Annotated in this window: 2 protein-coding genes; both read left to right on the plus strand. The window is 47.1% G+C overall.

Annotated elements, in window-relative coordinates; translation table 11 throughout:
* Positions 1-20 precede the first annotated feature (20 nt).
* Positions 21-6,641: a hypothetical protein gene (locus GF309_01170; protein ID MBD3157373.1), complete on the plus strand. Its 6,621-nt coding sequence runs from the start codon at positions 21-23 to the stop codon at positions 6,639-6,641.
* On the plus strand, positions 6,607-14,619 hold the full coding sequence (locus tag GF309_01175; protein MBD3157374.1) for a PQQ-binding-like beta-propeller repeat protein: 8,013 nt from the start codon (positions 6,607-6,609) through the stop codon (positions 14,617-14,619). Before GF309_01170 ends, GF309_01175 begins: the two co-directional genes overlap by 35 nt.
* Positions 14,620-14,748 lie beyond the last annotated feature (129 nt).

Below are 14,748 nucleotides of genomic sequence, written 5' to 3' on the forward strand. Positions count from 1 at the left end.
TGATTGGGAGAGAGATGTGTGTGCATATGAAGGCAAAGTTGCTGAAACTGCGTTTGTTCACTGTTTCTGTAATTATTCTAATGCTTATTGGATTGATACCTCAGGCTGTTTGGGCAAGTCAATCAATGGAGAGAGAAGAGGATGTTATACCTCAGCCATTTGAGGGATATGACCTAGACGGTATCTATCTGTTCTATGATTCCACTGACGAGATTATGTCGGCAGTGGCTGATGGGGTTCACGAGATAGCTTCATTTAGAATCAACAACATCATGCGGATACCTACAAAATCGCCGCATGATATCGAATTCTATCTTTCGGATGAACCATGGATTGGAGTCTACGCCTTGCGCTCCAATTTGACCCATGTTATGTTTCCCGACTACGACATTACTTGGCAACAGTTCTACAAATTGCTGAGAGAGCACAGGTCGTCCCAGCATGTTGTAGGAATGGGAAATACGCTTTCTTTGGACCGTTGGATGACAGATGGTGATTCGAGAATCTATCACAGCGAATCTGAGCAAATCGATGGATTGGTGCTCATTCTCTACGATATATGGGCTATCAAAGAAATCTGTACTCTCCGTGCAACGAAGAATGCAGAATACGGGGATGCCGCTAATGATCTCGAAAAGATGGCTCTGCAAATATATGCAGACAATTTCAATGCCCTATTCCAAAGAAGTGTAGATCCTGTAAATCCTGTTGGCCAGGTTGATCCCTTAGCTGCGGAAAAACGTGCCGAGAGGATGTGGGCGGAACATACTCCAGAAGTCCGAGAAGCAGCATATACTGTAACTTCAAACGGTAGTCTTGAAGCAGTGCCGGTTGAGGAGACCCCCGAAGATTTCTCGCCAATGATGCGCCTTGGTTCGCCCGCTGATGTCGTTCCAGGCGATTTCATACTTGGAGAAATTCCTCTCTTGTCCGGTCTTCGAGGTCCCATCGGCAAAATCGTGGATGTCCTTCTTGATGTACTGGCCGGCGCTGGCAAAACCGTCCTTTCTATTCCTTCGGGTGCATTGGATTCGCTAAAGGGAGTATTCGAGGAGATCTTGCCCTTCTTGGGTATTGTATCAGACTTCGATCTTGAATCTCCACTGAAATCGATAATAAATGGATTGGCGGATCAATTCCCGTTCGGTGCTGAGCTCAAAGGATATCTTACGCCCATACTGAAGGCTCTGTTCAATCTCCGCGGGGATCTAAGCAGCATTACTGATGTCTTTGAAGAATTACTGACCGGTCTGCTGCCAGCGATTATCCCTGACGAAGTGATGACTTTCCTCGATTCTGTATTGGATATTGGCGGCGGATTGTGGAACCTGATATCCGATGTTGTTACTGGTGGCAAGGACGTTTTTGATGCGATTCTCAGCTTTATGATGGACAATGTCCTAACTTCCTTACTCAACAAGACATTGGTGGCTTCATTAGGGGTTGCTGGTGATGTTACTGATTTGCTTTCTGATTCTATGGGGTTCATCAAGTCAATAGTCAATTACCTTTCTACTTTTGATTTCACGAGGTTCATCACCGATGTTGGAGATAATCTGATTACAAATGTGCTTGGTCTCCTAGGGGATGCTCCCGGCCAGGAAGTCGTCGGGCAGATTATGAACTTGGTCAAGCTTGGTTTCACAGCAGTGGAACAGATAGATACGGTTACTCCTGAAAGCCTCATTCAGATTCTCACGCAGACGACAGAGAGTTTCATTGACCCTTCGGATATTACTGGCGACCCTGAAGACTTCTCCCGAGCGTTGATGAATGTCACCAAGAAATACTCCGAGCAAGGTCTCACAAGTTTGAGTGCATTCCAGGACGAGCTAGACCCAATCTTTGATGAATACGTTGCGAGCGGAGTCCCGACTGAAATCATTGCTGCCATGACTGACACGGTAAGCATGATTGCAGGTTTCTTCAACGATGGTTTTCCAGACGCAGACCTGCCAGATATTTTCGATATTGCAGAAACACTTGTGAATCAGTTATCCTTCTCATCAGCGGAATACACCACCGCAGACGCTGCCGAAATAATGGATGCTTTTCATACGGTGCTCAAACCTGTACTGGGAGCAATTGCAAGCATAACCGGTGATCTCGGTCTCAAACGAATGATTACCGGAACTTTGGGCAGCTTCGCAAGCGAAATAGGATCGATACCGGGTATTTTCTTGAATGTCATTCAGTTTTTGGATACAGGAAATCTACTCGACGGATTGTCCAATCTTGAATCTGTAATGGGTGTCTTTGGCGAGATTGCAGGAGGGGCCTTCAATCTTCTTGGTCTTGTCCGTGGACAATCATTCGGTGGAATCATGAATACTCTTCTCATGGCGGTTGGTTCGATATTTGGAACTTTTCCGCAATTCGATAATGTACCAATAGATGCGATGTTAAAGCTCATGCAGTCCTTCTTCCCCGATGCGTTCGGTTTTGACTTGAATACTCCACCCGATGTGGCGTCGGTCATTGCCGAAGTACTGGATATGGTTACTGGCAGCATGAGCGCTGGTATCCTCAATTTGGATATGATTGGTGACATTGTCAATTTCTTCATGGACATCAAGGGCATATTCACTGACGGCATTCTATGGATAATGGAGAAGGTCTATGATTGGGTTAGCGGGATGTTAACGTCTCTGCTGCAGAATCTTGAAGACATGGTGAACGGTGTCTTTGGCGGCATGAGTGACCTTCTGGGATACGCAGGCAAATTGCCTATCGGACTTGGTGAATGGTCGCTCTTTGACCTGATTTTCGATCTTGGTATTCGCCCACAGTTTGCTATCAATGAAGAACCGCTGCTTCAGCTGATTGAAGGCGTTCTTCTCAAAGGTAGAGCGGTGTTCTCGCTCGGAACGGTAGGTGAATTCTTGAGTGCTATTTTCTCATTCTTCGAGATTACTCCGCAATTCTATGCAGAGCTTGGAGTATCCGGATTCGACTCCTCCAAGAACAAGTTCATGGAACATCTGCTGAGCGTGTTGGGTGTTGATCTCCAGTTCAGTGGTTATGCAAAATTCGTTATCAATCTCTTCTCGTTCAGAAACGGCATGTTCGAGTGGAGAGAATTCCTCTCCGTGAAAGAGTGGGTCATGTCGCTCAAAGTAGCTCTTGAGCGCACATTCACATTACTTGACTTCTTGACTGGCGGCGTTGGCGGCTCAGTTCTGAATAAACTTGCAAGCTACATCGGCTTGAACTCAATCAACGTGAAAGTATGGTTCAGCCTGGAGCTTGATATCGTCAGGAAGGCTGCAACTGCAACTGGACCGATGGTAGCTACGCTTTCGCTTGTGACTATCATTGGTGCATCGATGTCCTTGGGTATCGATATTATAGTTGCGTCAGCAAAACTCTATGGCTCGCTGGAGATAGCATTCTCCTTCTTCCAAGATTTCGCTAAATCTTCACCTATGAAGATCATGCTCCGCTTGACGCTTACACTCAAACTCAAAATCAAATTCCTGTTTGCAAAATGGAAGAAGACATGGACTTGGCAACCAGGTGGGCCTTGGGATCTATCACCAAACAAAGGCGAAGCAGAATACGAAAACACGGGTGTGGGCTTCGATTCGGATAACGATGGGCTCAGCGATGACTACGAAAATGATGTACCAGGTCTTGATCCCAACAATCCCGATACGGATGGAGATGGGGCGAACGACAAGCTAGAGGTCATGACAATGGGGTCTGATCCCGTTGTACCTGACACTGACGAAGACGGGCTGTTGGATGGCGAAGAATGGGAGCTGGGAACGAATCCACTTCGGGTCGACAGCGATTATGACGGTATCTCTGATTTTGATGAAGTAAGGAAATATGGTACAGATGCTCTTACGCCTGATACCGATGGAGACGGTTTGACGGATCGCCAGGAGATTTACACCAGCTATAACATGACCGACGTTTGGGTACCGGCGGGTACTGCTATTGAGGTCTACATCGGTGGCGAACTCTTCACGGATCACACCGACCCCCTTGTAGCAGATACAGACGGCGATGGTTTGGTTGATGGTGATGAAGGACCCTCGGGCGCGTACTATGGACTTCCATCCTTGTATAATGACACAGAGGAAACAGAGGGTTCTGGTGACTGGGTCATGGATCCGAACCCACTCATATTCAACGGCGGATATACTCACCCGCTAGACCCGGACACGGACGACGACTCGTACCTCCAGCTGTATAATGGGGATGTGGACTCACAGGCCCTGACATTCCTCAAAGATATGAACGATGGGGCTGAAGTCGCCGGCTTCTGGATTATCGTGTATGATGACGAAGGCGAACCCGAAGATAAGCAGGTGTTTACGAATCCGTGCAACCCGGACACAGACGGCGACACGGGTATTACAGATCGGACGCCACAGCCAGGTGCGTGGATAAACAGCGACGGCTACGAGCTCGCACAGACTCCCCCGTCCGATCCGACAGATGGGGATACTGACGATGACGGTTTGCTTGACGGTCTCGAAGGCGTGCTCAGGCAGGACAGTAATCACACGGATTATCTTGACGCTGATACGGATGATGACGGATTATTCGATATGCAGGAAATCCTGCTTGGTACAGACCCTCGATGCCAGGACAGTGACTTTGACATGATTTCCGATGGCGATGAGTTCTACAAGTTCTTCACGGATCCGACGATAAGCGACTCAGACTTTGACGGCTTATCTGACGGTGAAGAGGTCTTCTTTTGGCATTCGAACCCGCTTATTGACGATAGTGATGGGGATGGCATTCTTGACGGAAGAGAGGTTCTGAAGTACGGTTCGGATCCCATGGATGAAGATAGCGACAACGATGGGCTCACCGATTTTGAAGAGATTATGATCTACTACACGGATCCATTCTCCTATGATAGTGATTCAGACGGACTCAGCGATGGCGAGGAGATTCTATATTATGGTACGAATCCGCTTGCTTGGGACACTGACAACGATACTATAACACATCCCAACGAGCTGGGTGAATTCTCCTGGCCAATGAGCGACTACGATGAAGTTATGATTCATGGTACCAATGCCACAGAGGCAGATTCTGATTTGGATGGACTTTCTGATGCGTATGAGCTGTATCTGGGTTCTGGTCTGATTCCGTGGATGGACCCAATCCCCTTGGATCCGATGGACTACGATACTGATGATGATTGGCTAAGTGATGGTTCAGAGCTGGTCATTGAAAACATCAGCACCTTGCTGTATCCCTTCCAAGCACCCGTTCTTGTGTTCAGGTACAACACTTCACCAGTCCTGCAGGATACGGACAACGACACGCTCATAGACTACCAAGAAGTGATGGTTTTCAACTCTAATCCTGCTTCGAATGATTCGGATAACGATACGCTGCCGGACTGGAACGAGATTTGGGTATACAACACGTCCGCCATATCGAACGACACTGATGGTGACGGGTTGCTAGACAATGAAGAGACGCTATACGAAGTGTATCCGTACGGAGATTGGCCACCAGTCAATTGGTCAATCGGCATGACGACCGAGAATGAACCGGAAGGTGGTGGTTTCTCAGGTGGCGCGGCTCAGGCTTACGAGCAGGCTCAAACTGACCCTGTATATGAGAGCTCAGCGACTGATCCCGACAGCGATGACGATTGGCTTCCTGACGGCGCGGAGGTCTTCTTCTACGAGACTGAACCGATGGATGATGATTCGGACGGAGATGGCCGCGCCGATACCTACGAGTTTGATACGGATTATGACGCTTTGCCAGACGGCCTTGAGTTCAAGTTGGGACTTCAGACCATACCTGGTGGGGGTATCATGAGCCCAGACAGCGACCTTGACGGTTTGCTTGATGGAGACGAGTACTACGTCTATGGAACGGATCCTGGAAACAGAGATACAGATGGCGATGGGTACTCAGACGGCCTCGAAATAGCCTTGGGATTGGATCCACTGACAAACACTACCAAAGATGAATTCGAGATGGCCTTGGCGTATCAACGTGGCAAGAGTACGCTCAAAATCATGACACCAGCTAACGGAACAGAGGTCTATCAGAATACAGCTGTTAGTGTCGCCAACTTTACTCCCTTCCAAGAGGTCTGGTTCAAGTTCCAGAATGGTTCGGACTGGAGCGAAGACTACCAAATGGAGTACAACCCGGGAGCCCAACAATGGCAGAGCAATGAAATCAAATGGAGCCCGGGAACTTACACTCTGAGAGTTTACGCCCTCAACAATACTGGTGTTATTCACGCAGCTACGGTGACCTTCGTGGTTATTCCAGGAACTGGATTCATGGCTACCGTACTCATGGCGGCCGCTATTGTTGGTTTGATTGCTGTTGTGGCAATCGTTGGTTATGTCGGTCACAGGAAGGGTTGGTGGTCGAGAGTGCTTGGCGGAATTAGACGTGGTGGAGGAGTACAGGACTATGGCCTTGAGCTCTCCGATTTGCAGGGTGTTGGTGCTACACTTGAGAAACGACTGAAAGAAGGTGGATTTGATTCGGTTTCAAAAATTGCGGAGGCCGATTCACAGGAACTGGGACAGATTAAAGGATTGAGTACGGATCGTGCTGAGAACATGATAGAACAAGCGCAGAAACTGCTACAGGAAGCGAAGGACAATGCTGAGGCTGGTATACAGGAGGGAGGTGCATAAAATGAAGATGAAACTATTGACACTCATATTCCTAGGTATCATGCTTGTTGGCCCTCTATGTGTCGTGCCAACAGTACCGATGAACCGAGCTGCTGAACCCTATCCAGAATCGGATAATGTAACTGAGGAAAACTACTCCCGGCAATCTCCTGAAGGACTTCTTCCCCGAAGCACAGCCATGCCATCTAATGTGAGCGAGGTCTATCCTTCCGACTATGATATCGGTAATGTGCTTGCTGATCGTCCTAATGATTACAAGGTCACCTACGAACCATGGCGGTCAAAGGCGGCTATCCATGCTGTGGCATACGATGAGGCTACTGGTTTCTTGGCACTTGGAGGTGGCTATTTGTATGATAACCAAGTCCACATTTTCAGGCTGAATACAGAAACAGGCAAGTACGACAAGGTTTGGGATACTGGAGGTAGCATCATACAAGGTGACGTCCTGGACTTGGACTTCGGGGATACCGACTTGAATGATTTCCTAGAAATCGTCGCAGCATCTGCAGATGGCCACGTCTATGTTTTCGAACAAAGACATCTCTATGATCCATATGCAAATACGGAGAATATGTTTGATTTAGTATGGACAAGTCCGTCCATGTTTCGTGCCTTTTCAGTCAAGGTGGACGATATCGACCGCGACTACCGACCTGATATTATTGCAGGTGGTTGGGATGGAAAGGTTCACCTCTATGAATATGACAACCATTCCGGCTATCCCTTCGTTGAAGAGCACTGGATAACATACGACGAAGTCTCGACGCTTGACGTGGGTGAGAAAGTGTACACACTCGAGACTGGTGATACAAATGAGAATGGTCTTCCGGAGATAATTGTCGGTACCCGTGATGGCACAGTTTTGGTGTACGAGAATGATGGCGTATCCATAATGATCAATGGCTATCCGTTCCCTCTGATTAATGACAACCGCTACTATCTTAATTGGACCAGCCAGAACTACACATGGACTCCGATTCAATCAATGGCCGTTGGTGAGTTGGACGGAACACTGGGCAATGAGATTGCGCTTGTAGCTCAGGGTCAAGGTCTATTTACACTTGATTGGAACGAGGCTGACAAAACCTATGACTACAAGAAGGTCTACAAGGACTTTGAAGCATGGGAGACATTTGGATACTGGGGGCTTGATTTCTGGGCAGACAGTGTGGTGTCTGCAAACAACGTAACGTACCACGATCCTTACAATTCATCTATCAACGTTGATGAACCCATCAATTACCAGTGGGGAGGGTCCTATTTCTTGCCGAATGCAAGCGTCTATCCATACAACACAGGCATGGCGATGGAACCTGATGGGAACTATTCCGCCTTCGACGCAAGCATAGCTGGAGTTGATAACGCAACCGCGATAGTTGATTTCGGCAAGGACGAAGAAGGGACCGGCAGTGCCAGTGATGATGCTGATGTCTGGATTTACTTCAGAAGTACGTTGACCAGCTCTATTCATGACGAGTTCAACTTCTCTGTTTCGCAAGATGGCTCCGATTTCGAGCAGGTTTCCAACTCCAGCTTCATCATAGATGGCAACATATTGAAAGTAGATGTTGATGGTGCTTTAGCTCGACGTGAATGGGACTATTTCCGTTACGTGAAGTTGTCAGTCTATGAAGATGGCTTCTATGAAGTGAATTCGCTTCAGCTCAAGCAGGTATACAATCTGATTACTGATGCACTCAGCGTTACAATCGGCCCCTTAGCAATGGACGGAGACGCTTTACTTGCAGGGGAGACCGATGAGATGCAGAAAATCCTCCTAGGTACGGTTGTTGGTGAATTTATCGGGGTAGAGTGGAATCAGGCTGAATCCAAATATGGAATTGTTTGGGAATCTGGAGATGAAGATCGATATACAATGGAGGCGAATGTTTGGGATATTATGCATGTGTCAAGTGTGAAAGGTGTGCCCACGTGGCGACATCTTAAGGCACCCAATCCTAGCTGGAGCCCACCTATACTCACTCCACCGGGCGGAATGGAATATAATTCGTGGTCATACGGTTGCCTTGATCCCTGGCCATATGGAGAAGGAAGAAAGAACTACTTCCTAGGCACAAAAGACGGTGAAATCAGAGCTTACAATATGCTTGGTGAGGTAGATGGCGACATTACCTCCTATCTGGATCCGATAAATGACCCCACTCAGTATCATCGTGTACTTGGGCAGAATCACGTTTCTGTTGAGGCTCCATGGCTATGGTCAAGCATCTCTGGGTGGCCAATGATAGCGCTTGGTAGCTATGATCCTGAAGCAGAAATCACAGGTATCTCCAATCTCGATTACCGAGCTAGGATTCGATTCTTCTACAGATCAGATGCATTTTCACCGTTCAATGAGCATGTTGATCTAGTCGATCTGGATATTAACGGAGAGCTTTCTCAACAGATTAACTATGCCCGTAACACACCAAAGATGGATTTCGTAGATATTGACGGTGATGGCGACAAAGACATGGTTGTATCGAATGGGTACGTCTATCTCGGCAGAAATACCCGGGTGGAACATGGCGGCTCAATTTTGAACTTCACGCTTGTCCGAGGCTACTTCGAGGATGTCAACGATGTGGCAACGAGTAGGGTCTGGGGCCAACCTGAAATGTGGGACTTGGACGAAGACGGTGACCTGGATCTCATTCTGAGTTACGGAAATAAGAATGGAGCAACCTGCTTCCTTAATGAAGGTACTAATGAAGAGCCTAGATGGGTTGAAGACAAGCGGATTTTCTCCAATCCCGGCCTTACTTCTAACATGAATTACCTCAACCTGACTGACGTCAGAATCGTACCGACTACGGGAGGTTATTCCTTTGAGAAACAGGCCGATGCGTTTGGTATTGAGGTTGAAGACGAGTATTCCATGGTGAGCTACAACACCTACACAACTCAGACATGGTGGGCAGAACCTGAATACGAGTCCATAGACACCTATATGGTTGCGACCTATCCAAGGGTTGCAAGGCTGGACTTCAATCTGCTTAACGGTACTGATTACACAAATCTTGGCTACAGAATACACGAATCCTGGAACAACGATGAGGACCTAGATAACTGGACGCTGGCAATCTCATCGGGCGACATTGATGGTGATGGGAATGGCGAGATGATTGTAGGCGACTATGATAACAATGTGTATGCCTTTGAGCATCTGGTGAATAACACCTACAAGAGGATGTTCAGGTCGTTTGATTTGAACTACACTCTAGAAACCGATACCAGCCCCTACTACTATGAGGAATTGGAAGGTATTTCTGGGGACTTCATGCGAAGAGTCTGGAATCATGCTGAGCATCTGGTTACTGATTGCGATCTCGACCAAGATGGGCTCAAAGAAATTGTAGTTGGTGCCGGTCTGCAGATTTACATATTTGAAGACAAGAACCTGACTGGCGGTGACCAGCTTGAATTTGCCTATGAGATTGATTTGAGGTCTATGGATGTCAACGATACCAGCGAATGGAATCTTGTCAAAAAGATAACAGCGATGGCGGCTGGTAAGGATATTGACTATGATGGTCAAAACGAACTGGCAGTAGCAGCAGGGCCATTCCTGTTCATATTCAATGTACCAATTGGCACATTTGATGGAACTGAAGACAATGATTACTTCGTTACCAGCCAAAGCTTAGCAGGTCGCTACTTCTTGGTTGGCAATCCTCTGGATGAGACCAATTACGATTATGCAGAAATATCTGCAATGGTTCTTTGCGATACCGACAAGGATGGTTACCGCGAGGTTATCATAGGTGGAACCATTGATACTCGCCTTGACAAGAAGAACGGCTTTGTTTTTATCTACGAATGCCAAGGTGGGACTTTCTACAAAGCTTGGGAGGCCCCCGAGGAGCTTACCTACTGGAACCCCGTTAGTGTACTCACTCTCGATGATCAGGACTACGATGGTAATCAAGAAATTGTTGTGGGTCACACGCATGGTTTTGATCTCTGGGAGTGGATTCCAGGAAGCGATTCGGAATACCAGAAAGTTGAGCATGTCACTGCGTCTCCAAACTATCCGAAGGTGAAAGTAAGGACGGTAATTTCGCCGGTCGATGATGCGTACGTCTTATCAAGTAGAGCTGAATCTGATATTGTGTCTTATCCCGAGAGTAGTAGCAATATTGCACTTCTCACATACGTGGACAATGATAGATTGATGGGGAAGGCCATGCAATCGAACGGAATATGGACTCCTGAGATTCCATGGGTCGGACCAACCTACTTTACGTATCCTAATGAACCACTTGGACCTGCAGATGATGAAATGCAGCCAGATATGGTCTATCTTGAGAATGGAGACTTTTACATGACATGGAAGGTTGAGTATAACAATGGCACTCGGGCTTTCTGGATTGTACGGTACGATAGTGGAACTTGGTATGGCCCTTATGTGGTTCGGTACGATGTAGAAGGAGATCGATATTACCCTCGGATTGTACAATTGAATTCCACACATCTTCTTTGGATGTATGTTCGACGGTATGGTCCCACTTCTGCTCAAATCTGGTGCAGCCTACTGCCCAATGATTTAAACAATCTTGTTTCTGGACCTTTGGGTTCTGGTGACTATTTCGTTCTCAATTTCAAGGACTACACCAACTTCGTTCCCTATTCCTTTGACGCTGTTGACCTTCCTTCGGACTACTCCAATCGTCACGTAGGAGTTGCATTCTCTTCGACTAATCCCCAGCTTTCAAAGCCGGACAAGGACATCTACATGGTTTTCTTGGAGGGAAGCTTAGATCTAGACAAGGCGATTCTCAATGCAACAGCTCATCAAGCCACTACATCGATGAATGAGCAGATGTTCCCCAATATTGATTATCTCCGAAATGATGACGAGACAATGTTCATTGCTTATGAGAATGTCGGAGCTCCCTTTGAGAACAGCTTGGGTATGGTTTCAAGTACAACTAAGGGCTCACTATGGAGTTTTGAGAAGGACCTAAACACAATTCCAGAGGACGTCGTACGAACCGAGGAACCTGATGGATCAGTCACCTATGAGAGGGGAGCCGTTGAACTCTACGGTGTTAGAGCATATGCTCCCACAGTTGTAGGCCGCAAAGATGGTGGATTCATTCAAGTAAACGCATTCACAGCCATGATTCCAAAGGCGTCATCCTATATTGTTGGGTCCACACGAATCTGGATTCATGGTTTCATTTCGGATTTCGTTTATGGTGTGAATTCTCAATCTGATTGGGCCTACAATCATCTTCGAGACGTTACAGATTTGGATGTGGGCGACACCGATCAGGATGGTAGAAGAGAGGTGGTTGTTGGTTTCGATCATCAGGTAGGTGTTTACGAACTTAAGCACTCCACCAACAGCACCAGTTTCATGTCCTACGAGGAAAGCTGGCTTTCTAATCCATATGATGAGCCTGTTACAGGGGTGACTGTCTACGATTCCAACGGTAATGGTTTCGAGGAAATCGGCATTTCTACACAGCGCGGAGATGTTTACCTGATTGAATTCCCGAAAACAGTAATGGGTGTATCCACTATGGAGTTCTCAAAGACTCTGTGGAGTAATAGCACTGGTGACGGCGGTAACTACGGACACTGGAACTCTCTGTCTGCGGTTGACATAGACAGTGATGGTAAGGACGAGATTTTTGCAGCTGAATATGACGGCTCTAATGTCTACGCTTTCGAGGATGATGGTGAAATGCTATGGAACAGCTCAGAGATTTCAGAGCCAATAAGAGAAATGTTCGTTGAAGACCTTGACAATGATGGGGTCTACGAAGTCATATGTGCCTCACAGACAGATGCAATCCATGCACTTGATGTAACTGATGGTCACGAATTGTGGAATTTCTCAGAAGCTACAGGTGACATGCTTTCACTTGCATTACACGATATCACAGGTGACAATGCATCTGAAATACTAGCAGGTGATGCAACCGGAAAGATCTGGATTCTGGATGCGGAAGGTAACCACCTCTACAATGCGTCCACTGGGCATACTGCTTCAGTATACGAAGTAACAGTTGGGAACTTCACCGGAGAAGACCATCTCACGATAGCTTACCTACAGTACTCCGGTCTCTTCACGGTTCGACTCGGAGTACTCAATCCGTTCAATGGAACCGTTGTGTACGAAAGCCCGGCTGATTCGGCTATTCTCTGGTCTGATCTGGCAGCCTACGACTTCAACGATAACGGCATTGATGATATAGCCTATGGCCTGAATTACTTGCACATCGTTGACCCATCTGATGGATCAGTGTACTACAACGGGACAATATCCGGTTTCGCTCAGAATTTTTACATCGACAACTTTGATGACGACGCAGCACCTGAGCTTTTGGTTCAGACAGTCAATGGTGCGTATCTGGAGGACGTAGTTGCTGGCCATACCAAATGGGTATATTCGCCACCGATGGAATTCATGGATTCTGTTCTTGGTGAGATGGGTGGCTCTGATTCCATGGATCTTGCAATGGCAGGAGATAGTGGAGTTCTTGTTGTTCTCGATACCAGTACTGGAGTACCAATCTGGTTCAATGTAACTGGTGGTCAGCTCTGGTCTATTACTGCAGCGCACCTAGAGGACGACGGTTTTCTATCACCTGTTGCTTGGGATGACAGTAATGGTGACATCTTCGCAACTCATCATGTAATTCCAACTGACTACGAGGAAGAACCCACCTACGAGATGCATTCCGTCTACTGGAACAGGACTCTTGACGAAGAGCTATCTGGCATTTGGGTGGAAGATGTTGCAGGTGATAGTCGAGATGAAATTGTGGTTACGGATGATTCCGGGGGATTGATGCTGCTGAATGGTACGACATCCAACCCAATATGGAATGTGACACTGGCTTCGGCGGCACTTGATGTCTCCTTTGGAACTCATACGGGTACATCTGACTTGGACCTTACGGTCAGGACAGCAGACAAACAGGTAGTCTTGCTTGATGGGGATGATGGCTCTGTTGTATTCAATCTCTCCTCACCACTTGATCACTACATATCGGGCCACTTTTCTGGTGAGTATAGTTCAACTAACGCCGGTGATGAAATCGTTCTCTTGTATGAGAAAAGAACTGTCCCAAGGAAGAGCTATCTGGTGTGGTATGACCGTGCTGGAATCCAGCTCTATGTCAGTGATGTCAATGTGACTAATGCTTGGAACCAACTTGTCACAGGCCACTTTTCTGGAGCATCAACCCTCGATATCGCCTTTGGTGGATATGACCACTACGTCAATGTGTACAATGGCTCTGATGGGAAGCAGTTATGGACCTACAATATTGGAGGTAGCATCTATGGCATGAGAGCGGGTGATGTGAATGGTGACTCCTACGATGATATCGCTGCTCGTGATTCAAGTGAGGACATCACGGTTGTAAACGGTCAAACTGGTGGTCTCCTCTACAAGAAATTCTTTGGCATCGGTGACATTGAGTCTTTCGAACTGATAGACTTGGTGGATAATGACGGGGAAGATGACCTAGTCATAAGCTATGCCGATGAAGGTGTGAAAGCATACGATTCAGTTGGTACCCAGAGATGGTTCTTCAATGCGCCATTGGTCATGAGCTATTGGAATAAGATGATGACCTTTGATGATATGGATTCCGATGGACATACAGACCTTGTAGTCATGAATCACAATTATGTTACCGTGATAAGTGGAGAAGATGCCAAGCTAATTTGGCACTACCGAAGTAATGACCGGAATCAGTATCCCGCCACAGGCCATTTCCATAGCATCAGTGGTGCTCCTGATGTAGTTGTTGGATACAGGTATGATCTTTTTGTGGTATCAGGAACGAATCCAGCTCCCGATCCCCCGGACGCACTTTCTACGCCAGAACTCGCTCCCCTCGGTTTTCCAGCTGGACTTGTGGAAACCTCAATCGTGCTGATGCCGATTATGCTAACAGCTTTGGTTATTGTGATACGAGGTACTGAAATGAAGAAGAGGAAAATGCCCAAGTAATGATTGATTCCGTATCTATGGAAGGATTCTCAGAAAAGCCGCGGTTCGCAGGGATAAGGTTTTTCTATTGCTTATTCTCATACCATATGGGACCAAGCTTCGAAAAGCGATTTCAACGGGACTTATTCC

It is taken from the genome of Candidatus Lokiarchaeota archaeon, from assembly GCA_014730275.1.
GTDB lineage: Archaea > Asgardarchaeota > Thorarchaeia > Thorarchaeales > Thorarchaeaceae > WJIL01.

Excerpts from the sequence above, each read along its gene's own strand:
- GF309_01175 (MBD3157374.1), top strand. The coding sequence starts at position 6,607 with ATGCTGAGGCTGGTATACAGGAGGGAGGTGCATAAAATGAAGATGAAA.